Origin of the sequence: Malonomonas rubra DSM 5091 (assembly GCF_900142125.1) — a bacterium.
In the GTDB taxonomy this organism is placed as follows: Bacteria; Desulfobacterota; Desulfuromonadia; order Desulfuromonadales; family Geopsychrobacteraceae; genus Malonomonas; species Malonomonas rubra.
Map to the genome: position 1 here is coordinate 132,353 of NZ_FQZT01000003.1, position 21,885 is coordinate 154,237.

The 21,885-nt window shown below is 54.4% G+C and carries 15 protein-coding genes; 1 reads left to right on the forward strand and 14 read right to left on the reverse strand.

Annotated features, from left to right (window positions below; genetic code table 11):
• Window position 1: 1 nt before the first annotated feature.
• From BUB13_RS05700 to BUB13_RS05745, 9 genes are all read right to left on the reverse strand, one after another.
• On the reverse strand, window positions 2-454 hold the full coding sequence (locus BUB13_RS05700) for a PepSY domain-containing protein (protein WP_072906634.1): 453 nt from the start codon (window positions 452-454) through the stop codon (window positions 2-4).
• 11 nt (window positions 455-465) lie between these two features.
• Window positions 466-1,698 carry a M20 family metallo-hydrolase gene (locus tag BUB13_RS05705; RefSeq protein WP_072906636.1) on the reverse strand — a complete coding sequence of 411 codons (1,233 nt, stop codon included), beginning with the start codon at window positions 1,696-1,698 and terminating at the stop codon, window positions 466-468.
• A gap of 12 nt (window positions 1,699-1,710) precedes the next feature.
• Window positions 1,711-2,106, reverse strand: a complete 396-nt coding sequence (locus BUB13_RS05710; RefSeq protein ID WP_084091781.1) for a hypothetical protein — start codon at window positions 2,104-2,106, stop codon at window positions 1,711-1,713.
• 428 nt (window positions 2,107-2,534) lie between these two features.
• Window positions 2,535-5,519, reverse strand: coding sequence for an NAD-glutamate dehydrogenase domain-containing protein (locus BUB13_RS05720; protein ID WP_084091783.1), 2,985 nt, complete (start codon window positions 5,517-5,519; stop codon window positions 2,535-2,537).
• A gap of 128 nt (window positions 5,520-5,647) precedes the next feature.
• On the reverse strand, window positions 5,648-6,136 hold the full coding sequence (locus tag BUB13_RS05725; protein ID WP_072906642.1) for a universal stress protein: 489 nt from the start codon (window positions 6,134-6,136) through the stop codon (window positions 5,648-5,650).
• 2 nt (window positions 6,137-6,138) lie between these two features.
• Window positions 6,139-8,229 carry a TRAP transporter permease gene (locus tag BUB13_RS05730; RefSeq protein WP_072906643.1) on the reverse strand — a complete coding sequence of 697 codons (2,091 nt, stop codon included), beginning with the start codon at window positions 8,227-8,229 and terminating at the stop codon, window positions 6,139-6,141.
• A gap of 125 nt (window positions 8,230-8,354) precedes the next feature.
• On the reverse strand, window positions 8,355-9,329 hold the full coding sequence (locus tag BUB13_RS05735; protein ID WP_072906645.1) for a TAXI family TRAP transporter solute-binding subunit: 975 nt from the start codon (window positions 9,327-9,329) through the stop codon (window positions 8,355-8,357).
• A 278-nt stretch (window positions 9,330-9,607) separates the two neighbouring features.
• The gene (locus BUB13_RS05740; RefSeq protein ID WP_072906647.1) at window positions 9,608-11,011 is read right to left on the reverse strand and encodes a sigma-54-dependent transcriptional regulator; all 1,404 of its coding nucleotides are present in this window, start codon (window positions 11,009-11,011) and stop codon (window positions 9,608-9,610) included.
• Window positions 11,001-12,719: a transporter substrate-binding domain-containing protein gene (locus BUB13_RS05745; protein ID WP_072906649.1), complete on the reverse strand. Its 1,719-nt coding sequence runs from the start codon at window positions 12,717-12,719 to the stop codon at window positions 11,001-11,003. The genes BUB13_RS05740 and BUB13_RS05745 overlap by 11 nt, the downstream gene beginning before the upstream one ends.
• Before the next feature lie 161 nt (window positions 12,720-12,880).
• On the opposite strand from BUB13_RS05745, the gene BUB13_RS05750 reads away from it, so the two are divergent.
• Window positions 12,881-15,019, forward strand: coding sequence for a SpoIIE family protein phosphatase (locus tag BUB13_RS05750; RefSeq protein ID WP_072906651.1), 2,139 nt, complete (start codon window positions 12,881-12,883; stop codon window positions 15,017-15,019).
• Window positions 15,020-15,081: 62 nt separating this feature from the next.
• Here the strand turns inward: BUB13_RS05750 and asnS are convergent, their stop codons facing one another.
• The 5 genes from asnS to BUB13_RS05775 all read right to left on the reverse strand — a co-directional run bounded on the left by asnS (window position 15,082) and on the right by BUB13_RS05775 (window position 21,626).
• The gene (gene asnS, locus BUB13_RS05755) at window positions 15,082-16,461 is read right to left on the reverse strand and encodes an asparagine--tRNA ligase (protein ID WP_072906653.1); all 1,380 of its coding nucleotides are present in this window, start codon (window positions 16,459-16,461) and stop codon (window positions 15,082-15,084) included.
• 21 nt (window positions 16,462-16,482) lie between these two features.
• Entirely contained in the window at window positions 16,483-16,899 is a 417-nt protein-coding gene (locus BUB13_RS05760) for a bacteriohemerythrin (RefSeq protein ID WP_072906655.1), read from the reverse strand.
• 14 nt (window positions 16,900-16,913) lie between these two features.
• Window positions 16,914-18,947, reverse strand: coding sequence for an ATP-binding protein (locus tag BUB13_RS05765; protein ID WP_072906657.1), 2,034 nt, complete (start codon window positions 18,945-18,947; stop codon window positions 16,914-16,916).
• Window positions 18,948-19,087: 140 nt separating this feature from the next.
• Window positions 19,088-20,674 carry a peptide chain release factor 3 gene (locus tag BUB13_RS05770; protein ID WP_072906659.1) on the reverse strand — a complete coding sequence of 529 codons (1,587 nt, stop codon included), beginning with the start codon at window positions 20,672-20,674 and terminating at the stop codon, window positions 19,088-19,090.
• On the reverse strand, window positions 20,667-21,626 hold the full coding sequence (locus BUB13_RS05775; RefSeq protein ID WP_072906661.1) for a lysophospholipid acyltransferase family protein: 960 nt from the start codon (window positions 21,624-21,626) through the stop codon (window positions 20,667-20,669). The genes BUB13_RS05770 and BUB13_RS05775 overlap by 8 nt, the downstream gene beginning before the upstream one ends.
• Between the last annotated feature and the right edge of the window lie 259 nt (window positions 21,627-21,885).

Sequence of the window (21,885 nt, forward strand, 5' to 3'; positions counted from 1 at the left end):
TCTAAATGTCCTTTCTCGAATGATTCGATCGTGGCTTTTTTACAAGGTGCAAATAGCATCCTGAAATCGCAAGAAACACCATAATAACACCAAGCAGGTCATAAAAAATACGCCCCCAGAAACCGAAAATCTGCCCGGTGTGCAGATCCTGAATCAGCCACATAACCGGAACACTGTCCTCTTCGTCGGGAAAAAGATTTTCCAGCCCTTGCGCTTTGCGGGTGCGGTCAAGCCGCTCCTGGTAACTGTCGGGAAGATAATCTGTTGAAATCCGTCCCTTTTCGAGGATTTCAAAGTCACGATGATGGTTATAGAGAATGCCGGTCAGCGAGCAGACAATCAGAAAGCTGGAAATAAGTAAAGCCAGCCACTTGTAGTGGCCAAACCCATAGAGATGAATTTTCCGCCAGAAAATAATGGTTTTTCTGCGGGATGATTTTGCAGAGTCACTCATAAAGGTTCACCTTACTCCTGTGCCAGTTGCAGAACCGTATGCAGCAAAAGATCGCTGCCACGGCAGATGTCCTCCATTCGGCTGAACTCGGCGACATTGTGGCTGACGCCGTCTACGCTGGGGACAAAAATCATTCCGACATCGGTCAATCCGACCAGGTTCATAGCATCATGCCCGGCGCCGCTCGGCATCTGCAGGCTGCTCAGATGCAACTGGTCTGCATTCTTCTGCAGGCAATCGATGATCTTTGGCGACAGTTCAACCGGCTGGTCGTTACACAACTGCTGATAGTCAATTTTCAAATCACGTCGCTGTGCAACCCCTTTCATCAGTGCGATCACCTTTGCTACTGCGACATCTTTATCAGCCATCTTGACATCGCGGATATCGATGCCCAGCTCGACCCGGCCCGGAACCACGTTCATCGCCCCAGGTGAAATATGCTGATAGCCGACAGTACCAACGGTTCTCTCACCCGCCTCTTTGCCGCAGATCTGCTCCACGCCAAGAACAATTTCACTGGCGGCAGCAAGGGCATCCTTGCGCATCCCCATCGGCGTGTTGCCGGAGTGATCGGCGCGACCTTCGATTGTTACTCTGAAACGGGTGGCAGCAGCTATCGCCGTAACGATACCGACATCAACGTTTCCAGCTTCCAGCACCGGGCCCTGCTCGATATGCAGCTCGAGAAAAGCATGCAGTTGCCCCGGAGCAATTCGTGCCGCTGCAGGCTCACCACTATAGCCGCACTGGTGCAACGCTTGCTGCAACGTACATCCCTCTTTATCGACCAGGCTCTGCAGGCTTTCCGGCGCAAGTTTACCCGCCATCGCTTTGCTGCCGAGAGTGGCGACACTGAAGCGGCTCGATTCCTCCGCAGAAAAATTGACCACCTCGATCGGTCGTTCGGTTTTAATCGTCTGCTCGTTCAGAACCCGGATCACTTCCAACCCGGCCAGCACACCGATAATACCGTCATAATTGCCGCCTTCCGGCACCGTATCCAGATGCGAACCGATAAGCACCGGTGGCAAATCCTGCTTTCCTTCGCGCCGTCCACGGATGTTGCCGAGAGCGTCGATCGACACGTCCAGGCCGATATCCCGCATCTGCTGCTGCAGCCAGTTGCGTGCTTGCCGGTCAGGCTCGGTAAAAGCGAGTCGGCTGTAACCACCTTTTTCCAAACGGCCGAAACGGCCGATGGCCTCAAGATCATTCTGCAGACGTTGCTGACTGACTCTCATCAAACAGACCCTTCAAAAAAGTAAACGATGCCGTATCCCCTTGGGGGCATGGGAAACAAGCGAAGCGACTAAAAAGACAAAAAGAAAAGCCGGGATTGAAGGAAGGAACTTATGGAAAGCACCCCCGACAAGCGCGGCTTTCAAAAAGGTGATCAGGCCAAACACTTCCCGGTAAAATTGACGATGGCGCAAAGCTTCAAGAAACAGAAGGAGAATTCCGGTAACTACGACAAAAAGAAAGGCTGACTCTGCTGCCGGACTATCAACAGCGAAGAAAAAGGCTCCAATGAATATAGCAACAGCAAGCTGGTGAAACGAGCGAACAAAAATTGACAGATAACGAATCTGATCCGATCGATACCCGATCCGACCGGTGTTCGGCTTGCTGTTTTCATTGTGCTGTGACATGTCGCGCATCCTAGCACGACAAATCGCGATCGTGGCGGCATTTTCTCTTCAAACACAAAAAGGCTCCCGAATTTGGCAGGGAGCCTTTTTGCTGTTATTGGTGACATGCAGGGTATCGCAGTTTTAGTATTCGTCCGTTCTGAACCGAAAAAACTAAATACAATTACAGATAAGAACCATCAGTGATGTCGTGACTGTCGCATATGCTATGACCACAGCAATATCGGAAAGGATTTCTTTAAATGTAAGTTTGGCGTCGTGTTTCAGGATTGCCATCTTTAGCTCCTCGGTCGTCTTTTTATTTTCCTGTAAATCTATAAACGCACGAGGCAAGCAATGGTTGACTCTTTTTTTAATTTTTTTTGCAAACCAACGAAAAAGGCTCTCTTCACGCGAAAGAGAGCCTTTTTAACTTTATACCAATGCCCTTAGCTGAAGTGCCGCTGCAGGTGGCCATTGAGCTGCTGCTCGTAATCGGCCTGGAGATCTTCCTGATAAACCAGTGAAGAAGCAATCTCGCTGGCTAAAATTGCAGCACGGTACTTCTGCAGCAACTGGCTCAGCCGCTTGCGATAACGCGGGGTTTCACGCAGCAGCCGTGGCAGGTGGGCCAGCAAGGCTTTACGATAAAGAGGCTTGCTCGCCAATTCCGGACGACTCTGGAAATAATCGAACAGGCGCGCATAGTGGGCATTGATCTCACCCGACAGTCCGGCTGAGATATCGGTGTAGCTGAGCGTGCTGTCCTCTTCCTTGCGCCGGAAGATCAGTCGCGCTTCGTCAGCGGCTCTTTTTTCCAAAATATCAAGCACGTCGTTGACATACTCTTGCTTGTCAGCGATGAACTCTTTCTCGTTCATCAGCAGGTTAGCAATGATTTCGTAGGACGAAGAAATAACGCCACACTTGTTGGCCGAAGCGTCACGCATGATGATGACACCTGCCTTCTGCAGTTCATCGCGCGCCGCCGGGGTGATGAAAGAGTTGGCACCTTCGATGATCGCCCTGGAGCTCGGTGTGCCGTCTGCCAGCAGGAACTGCTGCCAGTTGCCTGCGTGGATCGTCTCAGGCCGACCACCGGCCGGGATGAACAGGTCGGCCTCAACGGTAAAGACCAAACTGTTGAACAGGCGGTAGAACTCGTCGACGGTGATCCATTCTTCGCTCAGCTTGCCGTTTTCTTTGGTCACCTTGCGATAGAGCTCACGCAGGCCCTCTTTACGGGTACTGCTGCGGTAGAGCATCATGCCGCCGTCATGCAGGGCATCAGCATCATACTGGTCGATATCGCTCTGCAGGATGACTTTTTTCAACGCAGCGATGTCGGCACCCTGCGGATCCACCAGCACCCCGGTGCCGTCCAGAATCATCCGGATCTGCACCTGCTCGCCCCGCTCCAGCAGCAAACGCATAGCGTTGCCGGCGACGTCGCCACCGGGGCCGCCGGTGATCTTGACGCTGTACGGGTCTTTGCGCATATCGATGCCAAGCTGCTCGAGGGTGATATCGGCGAAGGTGATAACGCCGGTCGAGGTGACACCGAACTCCTTGTGGTTGATGCCGAACTGCTTACTGGAAATCACACCGGGGCCGAGCAGATAGCCGCGCTTGGTGGAAATTTTCGCGATCAGCTCGACCATTTCGTCGTGCATATTTTCATCCGGTCCCAGTTCGATCGGCTCATCCTCGCCGTAGTAGTCAACCACGCGTGGATCGCGCGGGTGACCATTTTCAGTAACGTAGATATCCAGAAAGGCCTGAATGAAGCCGTACTGCAGCTTGTAAAGGCGGCGAGTGACGATCTCCGGGTCGGAGAGGTCAGCAGCATCGAGGGCGACCACCATCTTCGAGCCACCTTCGTAGATGTCCTTGTTTTTCAGATGCTGGGTATGGGCCAGCACATAGTTCTCACGGAAGATGGTATTGGCGCTGGTGATGAAATCCTCGCGGTTCTTCGCCATGACGGTGCGCCAGCCGCCCCGGGCGATATCGGAGAAGCCAATGTGATAACCACATCCGTGACGGGCGAAGAAAAAGGTTACGCGGAAAGGACGTTCCGGCGGCAGGTCATCGGTAAATTCACTACCCAGTTCATCGAGGTAGCCCGGATGCAGGCGGAAGACCAGCGCGTGTTTCTCGGTGACGAAGAAATTGGTCTTCAGCGTGTGGGTGACAAACAGCAGGCAGCAGCGATAAACCGCTTTGCGGATACCGTCGAGATAGGCATGGCCCGTGTTATAGCTGCTGATCGCCCGCTCGATAATCGTCAGCTCCGCGTTGTAGTTGCTCTCCCGCTCCGGCAGTTGCGGCTCGAAGCGCAGGCGGAACAATGCGACCAGTTTGAGGGCCATTTCCGGATCGGCGGTAAAGCACTCCTCAACCGTCTGATAGTCGAAACGATCGGGCTGATTATGCCCCAGTGAGGTGTGGCAGAAGCTGGCAAAAGCGTTGATCAATGCTGCATCAACACCATCCAGCTGGCCACGGGTGACCATCTGGTAAGTGTCTCCGGCGGTGGTCAGAATCTGGGTATTGAACAGCTCATGCTCAAGCTGATTGTAGAGAAAGCCATCCTTCGCCAATAGCTGTTTTCCTTCTCCACGGACGTAAAAAGTACCGAGGAAATAAGGATGCAAACCATTGTTGATGGTCAAGCTATACGAGCGGGTGATACCGATCTGCAGACGCTGAAAGACCTCCATGATCTGTTGCAGGAAGTCGAGCTGCGGCGGGTTCCCGGCCGCAAACATGATGCGGTATTCCGGGTATTTATGAGTTTCCTCCGCTTTTTCTACATCAAGGTAAACGCCGCCGTGAGCGACTGCCTGGTGGTAAAGCCAGATGATCTGTGCTACCCGGCGGGCCGGTGAGTGGCGGACATAGGCTTCGTTGTTCAGCCAGATCAGGCGCAACTCTTTTTCAAAACGGTTAAAGTCGTACTGCGGGTAACGTTTTTTCATCACCGCGCGTACTTCTTTCTGAATCCGCTGCGGAATTTTCACCGTTTCGCCCGCATTAATCTCTTCTGCCGACTTGCGGTCAAAATCGAAACGCTGCAGTTCCAGTTCCTCGCCGACACCCGGGATCGCCTCGTAAGAATGGGTAAACTGGGAGTAGGAGATCTCCCGTTCGCGCAGCAGCTTGAGGGTATTGTAAAGTGAGCCCGGCCGGTTCAAACGTGCCAGGATCAGGGTCTTGTCGGTATCATGCAATACCAGCCGCTTGTTGGTTTTCAGCGATGGCAGCTGGAATGCCAGCGAACCGATCGCATCCGCTTCCTCGCGCATGGTGATCGACAGATAGGGATGCATCTGCTCCTGCAGCCACTGCAGGTTCGCCCCGGAATCGAGGCTGCGAGCGGTGATCGACTTTGAAACCTGGCGAAACCAACGGGTCTTTTCTGCGTCTGTCATCGGGATCCTCTTTACCCATTCAGAAAGTATTCAGACAAAAAAAGGCACAGAGGCAGAAGAGAAACCACTCCATTGCGTTCGGTTCTCTTTCTGCAACTCTGTGCCAGGGACATTCATATTCTTATGCGTCAGTGTGTCAGCGGAATCAGTTGAACCGGAATCTGTGTCCGGCGCACAATCTTTTTCGCCACGCTGCCAACGAAACTGTAATCGAGTTTGCCTTTGCCATGCATTCCGATCAGCAGCAGATCGGCTCCGACCTTTTCCACCTCGCTGAGGATGGTCGAAGCAGGTGGGCCATGCAGCACTTCAATACGATCGATCCGCTCCAGGTCTTCCGGATGATCCATCAGCTCTGCACTGGCAAACTTGCGCAGACGCTCGGTCAACTCTGCAGCGACCGAATCCTTGTGGGCGATCTCGTCATCCGCCATTTTGTCTGCGTCGACAAACAGCGAAACATAGTTGATCATCGCCTGATCGATATCAGGCAGCACATGCAGAATTTCCACCTTGGCGTCATGGGCGCGGGCGATGCAGATCGCATGCTTGAGAACCTCCGGAGACACCTTCGACATATCGGTCGCAAAAACTATTTTTTTATACTGAGGAATCATTCTTATACCCCCTTCGGTGCGTTAGCGAGAATAGCTGCTTCATGTTTACGGGCACGCGGTTTCTGTATAGCGTAAATGCCGCCCAGCAAGGCCACCCCGAGCAGGTAACAGAGGTAGTGGTTGCCAATCCCCAAAAGGTTACCAAAGAAATCGGGCCGGAACATGATGGCGCAAACCAAAATCAGCAGAAGAGTTTCGTGGATCTTGTTTTTGGCAATAAACCAGCCCTGCGTCGCTGCAGCGAACGAACAGGTACCGATACAGGTCATAAGGAAGATATAGACCGCCAGCGGGAAGCTGTTGATCCCGACCAGGAGGATGTCGGTATTGAAGATGAACATGAACGGTAACACCGCCGTCCGGATATCGTAGAGAAAGCCCTGCACACCGGTCGGTATCGGTTCGCTTCGCGCGATGGCGCTGGCCGCGTAGGCTGCCAGCCCGACCGGCGGGGTGTCGTCAGCCAGAATACCGAAGTAGAAGCAGAACAGGTGAGCAGCGATCAGAGGCACGGCAAAACCGTTCCAGTCCGCCAGAGTGACGAGCGCCGGAGCAGTCAGGCTGGCCATAACGATGTAGTTAGCCGTGGTCGGCAGGCCCATACCAAGAATCAGACTACAAACGGCAACGATTCCCAGCATCATGTAAAGGTTACCCATCGACAAAGTATCGATAATGTCGGTGACCAGGCCCCCGAGCCCCATGGTAACGATACCAACAACAATACCGGCAGCAGCGGTCGCTACAGCTACGCTGACCATGTTACGGGCACCGGCGATCATCCCTTCGTAGATATCGATCACGCCCTTGACCAATCCCAGTTGCAGCGGAGCACCTTCCCGCTTGGCGGTAAAGACATGCTGGAACAGCATGATCACCAGCAGCACCATGGTGGCGCGGAAGGCAGCCATGTCGGGTGAATGACGAGGTACGATCAATTCGTACAGCAGGTAGAGGATCGGCACCAGGTAGTGAAAGCCGTTTTTCAGGATAGTAAAAAAGATCGGCAGCTCCGCCTTGGTCAAGCCGCGCATGCCGAGCTTGCTCGCCTCGATGTGCGTGAGGAAGAACAGAGCGATGTAAGAAGCAAAGGCCGGTACCGCTGCCGCTTTACAGACTTCGAGGTATGGCAGGTTGACATATTCGGCGATAATGAAGGCCGCGGCCCCCATGACCGGCGGCATCAGCTGACCGTTGGTAGAAACCGCCACCTCGATCGCCGCAGCTTTTTTCGCCGGATAGCCAACCTTCTTCATCAACGGAATGGTGAAGGTACCAGTGGTAACGACGTTCGCGATAGACGAGCCGGAAATCAGGCCGGTCAGACCGGACGAGAGAACCGCTGCTTTCGCCGGCCCGCCCTTGTAACGACCGAGCATGCTCATCGCCAGATCGATAAAGAAACGACCGGCCCCCGCCCTCTCCAGCAGCGCACCGAACAGCACGTAGAGGAAAACGATCTTCGCCGAAACATAGATCGGAACACCGTAAATACCCTCGGTGGTCAGGGATATCTGGCCGACATAACGGGTCAAGCTGACACCTTTGAAGGCGAGAAAATCCGGCATGTAAGGGCCGAAGAAGGCATACAGGGTAAAGAGAATACCGATTACCGCCAATGCCGGGCCGACCACGCGCCGGGTCGCTTCCCAGAGCACCAGCACCAGCAATCCCCCAAGGATCATGTCGCGGGTGTTCGGCATACCGACCCGGCTGGCGATCCCTTCATAATCGATGGCGATATAGAGTGCTAAAACGGTCGCCGCCACAGCGATGATCAGGTCGGGCGTCGGAATCCGATCGGTCGCCGACAACCAGCGCAAGCCGGGGATATTAATTTTGCGTTTGAAGGTCGGGAAGGAGACGAAGATCAGAAAAACAGCGAAAGCCAGGTGAATGGCGCGCACGTAGGTGGAATCGAGCAGCAGCCAGCTGGCCAGCGACAGTTGGAACAGCGACCAGGAGAGCGCCACAATCGGCACCAGGAAACGCTGCCAGCCGACGGCATGACGCAGGCCCATCTCCTCTTCTTCAACCATCTTGCGGGCTTGTTCCAAACCCTCATCAACCGGTTCCTGAATCTTCTCGCTCATTGGAAAACTCCTTGTGTTACTGGTTTAACTGCAACAAGCATTCGAGCAAACAGCCAAAAGCTGCTTAATCCAAGGCTTGAACAGTTTCGGGGGGACAGCTGAGCGTCCCCCCGAAAATTGACTGCTTACTTCAGACCGGCTTCCTTGTAGTACTTCATTGCGCCCGGGTGGATCGGGGCGGAGAGACCGTCGAGCATCTGCTTTTTGGTCAGGTTGGCGTAGGCCGGGTGAAGCTTCTTGAACTCTTCGAAGTTTTCGAAGACTTCCTTGGTGATGGCGTAGACGATGTCGTCGGAGACATCAGCGCTGGTGCAGAGGGTCGCCTTGACACCGAAGGTCGGTACGTTGGCTTCGTTAACGACGCCCGGGTACATGTCAACCGGGATGTCGGCTGCAGCATAGAAGGGGAATTTCTCCACCAGTTTGGCACTGATATCAGCCGGAACGGCAACAAAGTTAACCTTCCGGACACCGGCAACAGCTTCCTTGACCGAACCGTTCGGGTGGCCGACGGTGTAGAAGTAGGCATCGATACGGCCGTCCTGCAGCAGGCTGGCGGACTCGGAAGGCTTCATACCCTCAGTTTTGAAATCATTTTCAGGGTCCATGCCGGCCATGGCGAACAGGTCGAGAGCATTGCCACGCTGGCCGGAACCGGGGTTGCCGATGTTGACGATGTTGCCTTTGAGATCAGCGATAGTTTTGATGTTCTTGTCAGCGCCGGCAACGATGGTGACCAGCTCCGGGTGGATGGAGAAAACAGCACGCAGCTTGCTGATCGGCTTGCCTTCCCACTCGCCGGTGCCGTTATAGGCCTGGAACTGGCGGTCGGACTGGAGGATACCGAATTCGAGATCACCGGCAGCAATGGCATTGGCATTAAAGACCGAACCTCCGGTCGATTCGACAGTCGCACGCAGGTTGTACTCTTTACGCTTCTTGTTGACCATCTTGGCGATCGCACCGCCGGTCGGGTAGTAAACGCCGGTGACACCGCCGGTACCGATGGTGACGTAAGTGGTGCGAGCAGCGAAGCTGTTCATCGGGATGAAGCTGAGGGCGACCAGAGCGGCCAGAGCGACAAAAAACAGTTTCTTCATTCTTTCCTCCGTAGGTAATAGGGATTTAGCAACGGGCTATTCCGCGCATGCTATTCATCACAGAACAATGGTTTAGCAAGGCCGATGCCAGTTATCGTCTACGGAGTAAGAAGCTGAATTAACAACAGGTTTTCAAGTTAAGAGAGGGAACCGCCAGCAGCAGAAGGGATATAACCTAAGTTATGGAGCCTGACCTGGTTTGTCGAAAGATTAAAAGAGTCTGGTGCGTTGAAGCGGATATAACCTGAGCTATGACCATAACCCAAGTTATACCCTTTTTAGTTTTGCTGTCGCCGCATTTTGAGCCGTTTGCTCAGTGCCGGTTGCGAGATACCGAGCAACCGCGCCGCCAGCGACTGGTTGCCTTCAGCGCGTTCGAGAGCGGCGTCGACCAGCAGTTCCCCCGCTTCAGTAAGAGTCGGCAGCTCCCTCATGGTCAAAAAGGGGTTCCCTTCATTCGGCAGTGCCTGAGTCCGCTGGCTACCGATCCGCTCCTGAAAGGTGGTCATCGACAGCACTCCGCCACCATGACGGCTGACGGCATCATGTACCATCGCCTGCAACTCGCGAATGTTGCCGGGAAAGCTGTAGCTGCCGAGCAGGGCTTTCAGCTCCGGCGGATAGGTCGGCAACGGCTTCTCCAGTTCAATCGCGCTCTGGGCGAGGAAATGATCGAGCAGCAGCGGAATATCCTCCTTGCGCTCGCGCAATGGCGGCAACTCGATCTGATGCGCCTGGAGACGGAAGTACAGATCTTTACGGAAGCGACCCGCACTAACCGCTTCGGCTAAATCCTGATGGGTCGCGCAGATGATCCGCGCATTGATTCGGCTGGGCCGATCACTGCCGAGACTGTAATATTCGCCCTCCTGCAGCAACCGTAACAGCTTGACCTGGCTGGCTGCAGAGAGATCCCCGATTTCATCAAGGAACAGGGTTCCGCCGGCCGCCTGTTCGATCATCCCGCCCCGATCTTGATCTGCACCGGTGAAGGCACCCCGCCGGTGCCCGAACAGGGTATCGGAAAAAACATTATCATCCAGCCCGGCAACGTTGACACTGACCAGCGGACCGTCAACCTTGGCCAACCTGTGTGCTGCCCGCGCGATCAACTCTTTACCGACACCACTCTCGCCGAGGATCAGTAGCGGCTGCCGCGAGACAGCAATCGACTCAAGATAAGCAAGCTGGGCAAGCACGCCGGGGTCGCGGGTCACAGTGTCGGCAAAGGCCTCCGGACTCTCCAACTCGCGGCTGACCAGCTTGGCGCTGATGCGGCTGTTCTCCCGCTGCAACTCGATCATCGCCACTGCCCGGCGCACACCATCGAGCAAACGGTCTTCATCGACAGTTTTGACGAAATAATCGAAAGCGCCCTTCTGCATGCACTCGACCGCTGTCTCCAGCTTGTTCATGCCGGAAATGATGATCACCTGCACCTGCGGAAACTCCTGCTTGACCTGCGCCAGAACCTCTTCACCGCTCAGGTGCGGCATGGTCAGGTCGAGCAGCACCAGGCCGATATCATTGTCAGCCAGCAGACCCGTCACCTCGCGGCTGTCGGTGGTCTGCAGCAGGTTACTGAAACCACCCGGCCCCTCCAGGGTGATTCCGAGGCTGCGCAACCAGGGCAGTTCGTCATCAACCATCAGAATGCTGAAATCGGGGTATTTATTCTCCATCGGCCTGTTCTTTCTCCAGCGGCAAAATCATGCTGACACAGGTGCCCTCGCCGGGTGTCGAAGTGAACTCCAAACGGCCGTCATGATCGTGCACAATGCCGGACGAAATCGACAACCCAAGCCCGGTTCCACCGGTTTCGCGCCTGGTGGTGAAAAAAGGGTCAGTCAATTTGGACAGGTTCTCCTCGGCGATGCCGCGCCCCTGATCGCAGATTTCCAGCTGCAAACAATCCCCGTCTGGGCAGATTCTGGTAATCAAACTGATCCCCTGTTCTTTCGATTCCAAGGCCTCGCAAGCGTTCAACAACAGGTTAACGACAACCTGCTCGATCCGCTGGGCGCTCCCGCGAAAACGGGGCAGGTTCTCGGCCAACTGCTGATCAAAATTGTCGGTACTTTTACGCAGCCGGTTGTTGACCAGACGCAAAGCCGCCTGCACGACCAGGTTGAGATCGACCGATTCATCCAGCTTCGAGCTGTCGAGCCGGGCGAAATCTTTCAGGTCCTCGACGATCCGTTTGATCCGTGCCGAGCCCTGCTGCATATCCTCGAACATCTGTGGAATTTCCGTGCGCATACGACTGAAATTGAGCCAGCCGAGCTTGAAGTCACCATGCTTCTGATAGTGCTCCTGAAAGATCGGCTGGGCATCCTGCCAGGCTTTTTTCAGGATTGGCAGGTTCAGCAGGATCAGCCCGTTAGGGTTGTTGATTTCGTGCGCCACCCCGGACGTAAGGGTGCCGAGAGAGGTCAGCTTGTCGGCCTGAATCAGTTGTTGCTGACGGATTTCCAGTTCGCGCATAGCGCGCTCCTTCTCCGCCACCTCCTGCTGCAGGGCTTCAGTGCGCAGTGCCACCTGGCGGCTGAGAGTACGGGTCCAGAAGGCAGCGACGATCAGAACCAACAATAACGGCAACAGGACCAAAGCGCCAAGGCGCAGAATCTTTTCCGTCGACATGCCGGGCGCCGGCAAAACACCCAGCCACTTTTCATACAGTTGTTGATAGCGGCCCGATTTTTTCAGCAAGGCCAGAGCCTCATTGAAACGCGCCAGCAGTTCGCGGTTCCCCTTTTTTACTGCATAGCCGTAATCCTGCGCCAGCAGTGGCTTGGCGATCGGCTGAATATTGCGCAGATCGATCTTCGGCAACAGATATTCGCCCGGCAGCTTGGCCACTAATGCAGCATCCGCCACGCCCGCGGAAAGCGCACGTAACGCATCTTCCAGAGTATCGACAGGGGTAATGCGGGCGTTCAGTTCCGGCCTCTGCAGCATAAAGTCGTGCATGACCGCGTTGCGCATGACGATAACATGTTTGCCTGCCAGATCCTGCAGTTCGGCGATATGCGAACCATCGCGCACCCAGATCGATTGGTAGACCTTGGCGTGGGGAATGGAGAAGTCGACCTCGGACAACCGCTCTTGCGTGGTCACCATTCCCTGCAGGATATCGATTTCGCCATGGGCCAGCATCTGTCGCATGTCAGCCCAGTTGCCGAGACGAATCTCAATCTCCATGCCCATGATCTCGGCGATGGCACGCGTTAGCTCGACGTTGAAACCGGCCGCATGACCATTTTCGTCAAGGAACTCGTATGGCGGATAGTTATGATCGCCACCAACCCGAATCAATCGATCGCTGGCCCAGGCTGGAACGACCGACTGAATGAGCAGCAGCCAGAAAATCGCGAATATCAGGTTTCGCATTGAGTAACTCCCATCCTCCTGTGCTCCATAAATATTACGCCCCGCCCAGAACTTCAACCCCTATCCGCGGACAAAGCAACAAACGGCCGGATTGCTTCGAGTTTTCCGGGTATAATAAAAGATAATCCGGCGATACTGTCCCAACCGACTCGGCAGACACCATGAGAATACGCACCAAAATCCTGATCCTACTGCTGGCGATCGCCCTGATCCCGCTGCTGTTGAATACTTTTTTCCAGAGCTATTCGACCCTGCAGCTGAGCCACAAACTTGGCGCCGAAACACGCGAGCAGCTGCTTGAAAACGCCTACACCCTGCTGCACGTTCTGGTCGATGAATATGGTCAGATCCTCAAACGCGACCAGGCCCAGGTTCTGCTGGCGCTCAACCTGCAGGCTCGCGAGGTGGAGAAGCTGCTCGCCGCCACCGCCGAGGGCGATCCGCCGCTCTACTTTTCCGCCGATTTCGAGCGACCAGAAACCAGCCCCGCGGGAACCGAACCCTCGGATAAACACTTCCGCCCCGGCAACACTGGCAAGATCGAGCCGATCCGGGTCAACTACCAGCAGCAGGTGCTTTTCCTGGCAAACGGTGTCGCCCGCTCGCGCGTCGACAGCTTGTTGCGCAAGCTGGCGTCAATGCCAGCTGTCTACCGACTGGTTCACGACATCCGCCCCGACCTGTTCCTCTGGCAGTACACCGCCCTGGAGCAGGGAGTACACTCCAGCTACCCCGGCAAGGGCGGCTATCCCAGTGACTATGACCCACGTCAGCGAGAATGGTACCGTGCCGCAAAAACAGAAAAACGCCCGATCACCCGGGTGATCACTGACCTCAGTACCCGTAGCCTGATTTTGACCATGGCGATGCCGGTCCACACCCCTGATGGCCACTTCGCCGGCGTTACGGCGATCGATGTGGTCTACCAGTGGCTGCTCGCCGACTGGACCATCCCGCCCTCTCTGCAGGAGCAGACACAGGCTATGATCCTCTTCTACCATCCCGACAGCAACAAGCTTGAGGTCATTTACCGGGGAGATCAGGAGGGGCACTATGGCAACTGGCGTATGCCGGTGAAGCAGCAGTTTCTGGCGGTTGACCTGCCGCAGCAATTGGAGCCGGTATTCGCCGACCTACGAGCTGGCCAAACCGGGGTGCGTATCATCCGGCAACAGGGTGAAGAGGTGCTCTGGGCTTACGGCAAACACCAGCAGGGACAGCCATTCCCCTTGATCAGCCTGCCCTATCAACAAGTCATTGCCCAGGCTGAGCGGGCCGAAAACTACGCCCGAGAACAGCTGCTCTGGAGGTTGCAGATCAGTGGCTTGATGCTATGCGGGGTGGTCGCCATCGTTCTTATTCTGACACTGCTCATCTCAAAAGCTCTAACCCGACCGGTATTGCAGCTTGCTGCCGCTGCGGAGAGTTTGAGTAAAGGAGATTTCGACGCACGGGTTACCATTACCTCCGGGGACGAACTGGAAGCCCTCGGCAGCGCCTTCAACAGCATGGGACCGAGCCTGCACGAGCGGGAGCAACTGAAGCAATCACTGGCGCTGGCCCGCGAAGTCCAGCAGCATCTGCTGCCAAAAGCGGCCCCGCAGGTGCCAGGTTTCGAGATCTTCGGGCACAGCCGCTACTGTGACGGCACCGGCGGCGACTATTATGACTTCCTGGAACTGGGGGAGGGGCGCCTGGGTTTGGCGGTCGCTGATGTCTCCGGGCATGGTATCGGCGCGGCGCTGCTGATGACCACGGTCCGCGGGCTGCTTCGTTCACAGGCCCCACAGCTGGGAAGCGACCCGCAGGCCCTGATAAAATCCCTCAATCAGCACCTGGTGCGGGACAGCCGTGACGACTTTTTCGCCACCTTCTTTTACGCCCTGCTTGACACCGATCAACGCCGCTGCAGCTGGGTCTCGGCCGGTCACGGTCCGAGCTTTTACTATGCTGCCGACACTGCGAGGGCACGCGAGCTTCCCAGTTCCGGAATCCCCCTCGGAATCCTCAACGACATAGACTTCGAAGCGATGGAGCCATTGCCGGTCGCCCCCGGTGACATCCTGCTGATCGGCACCGACGGCATCTGGGAAACCTGTGGGCCCTCGAACGAAATGTTCGGTACCGACCGTCTCTGTGGCCTGCTGCAACGTCAGGCGCATCTTGGTGCTGCGGACCTCGGCCGGTTCATCCTGCATGAGCTTGAGGAGTTTCGCGGCGACCAACTGCAGCACGACGATATCACCATGCTGATTGTCAAAGCACACACCAGCGACCAGCCAGTAAAGAACTCAGGCTAAGTCAGGCCGTGAGACCCCAGGATCTGCATGCCTCCACCATCTGTACCCTCACGACAGAAAGCCTAGAACTTCGCATGCCCCGGTGTTCGCGGAAAAGGAATGACATCGCGGATATTCTCCATGCCGGTGACGTACATCAGCAAACGCTCGAAGCCAAGTCCGAAGCCGGCGTGCGGACAGCTTCCCCAACGACGGATATCGAGATACCACTGCAGATGTTCCTGCGGCACACCACATTCGTCCATCCGCGCCTGCAGCACATCAAGCCGCTCTTCACGCTGGCTTCCACCGATAATCTCGCCGACCCGCGGCACCAGCAGATCCATCGCCGCAACGGTCTTGTTATCATCGTTCAGGCGCATGTAGAAGGCTTTGATATTCTTCGGATAATCGGTGACAAAAACTGGTCCATTGAACACCTGTTCAGTTAAATAGCGTTCATGCTCCGACTGCAGATCGCAGCCCCATTCGACGGCGAACTCGAATGTCTGTTTCGCTTTCAGCAGCAGCTCGACCGCTTCGCTGTAGGTAATGGTTTTGAACTCTGCTTTCGCCAGCGCTTCCAGTTTGTCGATCAGCCCCTTTTCAATTCGCTGGTTGAAAAAGTTCAGATCTTCCTGACAGTTGTCGAGGGCGTATGTCACCATGTAACGGAGAAAATCCTCCCCCAGCTGACAGTTGTCAGCCAGATCGGCAAAGGCGATCTCAGGCTCGATCATCCAGAATTCTGCAGCATGGCGACTGGTGTTTGAATTCTCTGCGCGAAAGGTGGGACCAAATGTGTAAACATCGGAAAAAGCAGTGGCGAACAGTTCGGCCTGCAGCTGACCGCTGACGGTCAAACCGGTTCGCTCGCCGAAGAAGTCTTCGTTCCAGTCGACAGCACCGTTCTGCTTCGGCGGATTGTCGGCGTCGAGAGTGGAGACGCGGAACATCTCACCTGCGCCTTCGCAGTCGTTGGCGGTGATGATCGGCGTCTGCACGTACATGAAACCACGCTCCTGGTAAAATTTATGCACGGCGTAGGAGAGTTGGCTACGCATGCGGAAAACCGCGCCGAAGGAATTGGAGCGCGGCCGCAAGTGAGCGATACTGCGCAGAAACTCGAAGGAGTGGCGTTTCTTCTGCAACGGGTAACTGTCGTCGGCATCACCGAGGATTTTCGCCTCTTCGACCTGCAGTTCCCACTTTTGACCGGCGGCAGGCGATTCGATCAACTTCCCCACAACGCTGAGGCAGGCACCAGTGCCGACCTTACTGATTTCGTTATAATTTTCCAGTTCCGGGCTGAGCACCAACTGCAAGCTGTCAAAACAACTGCCATCGTTGAGCGCGATGAAGCTGACCTCTTTGCCGCGCCGTGCCGAGCGGACCCAGCCTTTGACACAGATAGTTCTTTCCTGTTCGGCATTAATAGCCTGCATAATTCTGGTTCTTGTCATTTTTTCCACCCTCTTCGAGGTTCAAGATATAAAGCGCCCCGCGCGTGATTCGAGGAAAACGCCGTACTTTTTATCAACATTGACGATATGTTCCAGCAGCCAGACACGCAAAAACGCCAACAGTTCCTTCGCCAATTGCTGCGGGTCGCTGCTGTTACGGGAAATCATGTCGTCGACTGAATCACGCAGCTGCTGATGAATCTGCCGGTGTTCCTCAAGCCCCGGAAAGCCGTATTCCTGCATCAATTTTTCTTCGTGCTGAAAATGTTTTTCTGTGTAGTCCTTTAACATTTCGAAGGTTTCCTGCAGGACATCATCCCCCTGCTTGTCGCGAACGGCCTGAAAAAGCCGATCAATCTGCGCAACCAACTGCTTGTGCTCATCATCGAGGGCTACGATCCCGGTCTGATAAATCTCTTTCCACGCAATAGTTGCCATGAACTAACTCCCGCCTAGTTTTCAGCGTTCGACTCGCCTGACACCAAAGGCAGCGTGACAGTAAAACAGGTTCCCTTGCCAACGTCCGAGGTGACCGACAAATGCCCGTTGTGATTTTCGGTTATGAGAAAATAGGCAACAGAGAGGCCTAGCCCGGTGCCAACGCCAACCTCTTTGGTGGTAAAGAAAGGCTCGAAAATCCGGCGACAGGTCTCCTCGTTCATGCCATCGCCGTTGTCTTCGACCTGCAGACAGGCAGCGTCTCCCTGCTGGAAAATCCGCACGACGATTTCAGGTTCTGCCACATTTTTGCTGATCGCCTGCGCTGCGTTTTTCAGCAAGCTCAGGACAACCTGCTGAATCTGGCTGGCTTCGCAGGGCACCAGGGGAAGATTCTGATAATCGCGCGTCAGCCTGATCTGGCGAAAATCGAAACTATGCTTCATATCGTAATCGCTGCCTGCCAGTTCGATGGTCTTGTCAACCAGTTCAGCCAAGGCGTGAGGAACAAAGTCAGAAGCACTTTTGCGACTGAAATTGAGCATGTTTTCAATAATGCGCGCCGCCCGCTGGCCCGATTCAGCAATCGACGTGATCATCTGATCGAAACCACGCAAGCGAGCATAGTCTGCGACCTGCTCGATACTCATGCCAAGCTGTTCAGCCACCTGTTGATTCTTTTTCAACGCCGGTGAAAGGCGCTGCTCCATCACCTGGACATTCTGCAACACCGACGCCAGCGGATTATTGATTTCGTGTGCCATGCCGGCAGCGAGATTGCCAACCGACAGCATCTTCTCGGACTGAATCATGACCTCTTCAAGCTTTGCCTTCTCTGTAACATCGTCAACATGCAGAACTGCTTCTTCTGCCTGCACACCAAGAGGATAAACGACCAGGTCGAAAATTTTCCCTTGCTGCGAGGCACAGCCTTTTAGCCGTTGCAAGCGTGCGATATTGCCATGTGCGAGCGTTTCCTCTACAGCAGACAGATAATCGCGAGGTTCGATCAGGGTAAAGATATCTGCCAACGGTTTCCCGTGGGCGTCTGATTCGGCAACCCCGCTCACTTCGGCGATCCGGCTGTTCCAGAGCGAAACAGTTAAATCGCGTTTGACACTGAGCAGGATTGACGGCATGGCATCGACAACTCCATGCAGGTATTCTTTCAGTTCATGCAGCTCTTCTGCCGCTTTGTGGCGCCGGGAAATATCATCAACAGTACCTTCGATAAAAAGGACATTTTCCTCACTATCCCGCACGAAGTGACAACTTATAGAGCCCCAGAACAGTTCCCCGTTAAAGCGTTTAAGCTGAACTTCGAAATGATTGACGATTTCCTCTTTGTGGAGCCTTTCCAGCAATTGCTGCCGATCTTTCTTATCGGCATAGCAAAATTCTGCGAGCTTACGCGCACCGGAAATGTCGCTCAAACGGATCCCCAGAATTTCCGCCATCGCGGGATTGATATTCAGCAGTTCACCATCGAGCGATGACTGAAAAATACCAACTGAAATACTATTGAAAATACTGCGATAACGGCGCTCGGACTCCTGTACTGTCGCCCAACTTTCCTGCATATCTGACAGCATATCGTTAAACACTGTCTCGATCTCTTTCCACTCGTCTTCGCGGTCGAGGGTGATCGGTGTGCTGTAATCACCTTCGTGAAGGCTGAGAAAGCGGCTGCGCAGCTTTTCCATCGGCATACGAACATAGCGACGATGCAGGGTGAAAAAGATCAGGCTGATCACGCCAGCAAACAGAATCAACGCTCCCCAGGTGATTCTTTTGCTTGTGCTGATTGCCTGGTCGATATGCTTGCGCGCTGTTTCTACTGCATGCAGCTGCTCCTGCTCATCTGCCAGTTCGGGATTTGCAACGGATTGCTGGATCTGCTGCTCGACAATCTCAACTAGTTCGGTACGCACCCGGGAGAAAGAAGAGGTCAGGCTGAAAAGGATGGCAGCAAAAACGACAAGCGACAGCAACGTTCCAAGTACGAACTTCCACTGCAGGTTCAAATTCAGGCGAGCCCGAAATTTCATATTTCATCGTTCCTATCACGGAGGACAGTCAAAGGGTTAAAACTTTTAAAGATTAGCATAGTTATGAAAGAAAAAAAATCGTCCAAAAGAAAAGGCCGACAAAAATTGCCGGCCAGTTCAGTTTTAATGGAAAACCGTTTTTAGCTGTGTTCACGCGACTTGAGGAAGGCAACCCCTTCCCACTGTTCCATAGTGTGTCCAAGCCGCCATTCACTCGCGGCCAGGTACGTCAGGTGACCTTCAGCATCGTGAGCTAGGTGGTGCTGATTTTTGCTGGTGAACTCATCGAGCAGTTTTCTGTCGTCACATTCGATCCAGCGCGCGGTGCTATAATCGACACTTTCGTAGACCGCGTTGACGTTGTACTCGGCCTTCAATCGCTCCATGGTGACATCGAACTGCAACACACCGACCGCACCGAGAATAAATTCTGCCCCGCTGATCGGTTTGAACACCTGCACCGCCCCCTCTTCCGCCAACTGGATCAAACCTTTCTGCAATTGTTTCGATTTGAGTGGATCTTTCAGCCGCACCCGGCGGAAATGCTCCGGCGCAAAGTTGGGGATGCCGGTGAACTTGAGCGGTTCTTTCGGCGTAAAGGTGTCGCCGATCTTGATGGTGCCATGGTTGTGCAGACCGATAATATCGCCCGGATAAGCTTCTTCAACATGAGCGCGGTCCTGCGCCATGAAGATAGTCGCCTTTGACAGGTTGACATCTTTACCGATGCGGTGATGCCTGACCTTCATCCCCTTGTTGAACTTACCACTGCAGATGCGCAGGAAAGCAATACGGTCACGGTGAGCCGGGTCCATGTTCGCCTGAATCTTAAATACAAAGCCTGAGAATTCCTCTTCTGCCGGATCGACCACCCGTTCGGTCGACTCACGCGGCCCTGGAGCCGGAGCCAATTCGACGAACGCATCGAGCATTTCCTGCACGCCGAAATTGTTGATTGCACTGCCAAAGAAAACCGGGGTCTGGCTTGCTTTCAGGTAATCATCCAGGCTGAAAGGATTCGCCGCACCCTCCAGAAGTTCAATTTCCTCTCGCAATTCATCGGCCTGTCTACCCAAGACTTCATCTAGCTTCGGATCATCCAGGCTTTCGATCTTGACAGTTTCTGTGCTGGTCGCCGACTCTCCGGGAGTGAACAGGTTCAGCTCTTTGCGATAGAGGTTGTAGACCCCTTTGAAGCGCTTGCCCATGCCGATCGGCCAGGAGAGCGGTGCGCACTCGATCTGCAGTTTCTCTTCGATATCGGAAAGTATCTCAAGAGGGTCGAGACCTTCACGGTCAAGCTTATTGATAAATGTCAACACCGGGGTATTGCGCATGCGGCAAACTTCCATCAGTTTCTCGGTCTGCGGCTCAACCCCTTTGGCGCTGTCAACCACCATGACCGCGCTGTCGACAGCGGTCAGCACCCGGTAGGTATCTTCGGAAAAATCCTGGTGGCCGGGAGTATCGAGCAGGTTGATCTCGTAGTCGCGATACTCGAACTTCATTACCGAGGATGAGACCGAGATGCCCCGCTCCTTTTCGATGCTCATCCAGTCACTGGTGGCATGCCGATCCGACTTGCGCGCCTTGACGGTTCCCGCCATCTGGATCGCGCCACCGAACAGCAGTAGTTTTTCCGTCAACGTGGTTTTACCGGCATCCGGGTGGCTGATGATGCCGAAAGTCCGGCGCTTTTCTATTTCGCGTTGTAATTCTTTACTCAACTTTCTTTCCTTCTTCTGCTTTGCGTTTTGCAACCCATTTTGGCTTTTCAGCCTTCCAGCGTTCATGCATCCAGAACCACTGGCTCGGATCCTTCCGCACCGCTGCTTCGATAAGGTCTGTCAGCATCTGCGTGTTCCGTTCGAGTGCTGCCTCCCCTTCCCCCTCGAGCATAATCATCGGCAGTGCTTCGACCCGATAACGCCCATCCGGCTGACGCAGACAGAACGTCGGCACGACCGGAATCTGGTATTTCATGGCCAGGTTGGTAATCGCCGTTGTGGTGTAGGCCAGGCGACCAAAAAAACGCGTGGGCACAGCACCTGGCGGCGCAATATGCTGATCAAGCAGAATACCGACGATTTTCTGTTGCTGGAGCGCCTTGAGGATTTTCCGCGCACCTTTACGACTGTCGATTGTCTGCGAACCAAAACTTTCCCGGATATTGGTGAAGTAAACATCTGCCAGAGGATTTTTCAATGGTTTGGTAACGGCGGCGGCAGCGTAACCATTGGCAGCCAGAATGTAGTTCCCACACTCCCAGAAGCCCAGATGTCCCGTCAGCAGAATTGCTCCGCGGCCCAGTTCCAGGGGCCGATCAAAATTTTCAAAGCCGACACACTGGTAGTAGCGCTTGACATCCTCTTCACAGCACCGCAACTGATCGAGAAGCAGTGTCTCAACACCGCAAATACCGATATGTTGAAAATTCGCCCATGTCAGTGTTTTCACCTTATGCAGAGGCCATTGGGGAAAGGCCAGCGCCATGTTTTCCTCGGCAATTCGGTAGCGTTTACGCAGGACCAGGCCAGCCAGAATGCCCAACCGACCTCCAGCCTGCAGAGCCATTTCACGAGGAATTTTTTTCAAAATAGCAGCTAGCAGGCGAATGGCATAGTATTCCAGCCGGTGTTTCCATTTGCTCTGCCAGGTATATTTTTTCTTTCTCTTCATTGTCGTACAACCTTTGGCCACGATGTTCGCGGCAAAATCAGCCGGTTACTATAGCCTAAATCTACGTTCTGATGATAGGCGTATTTATTAAATGGCAAAAAAGCCTCCAACATCAGAATGCAACAACGAACCCGAAGTAACGTCAGAGCAAGATTCAAAACGCTTAATGACCTTGAAAACTGCGCGCCCAAATCGACTTGACCCCGGCAAGTGATCCTCTTATGCTGCGTGGTTGATTGATCTGAATCCACTTTTCGCC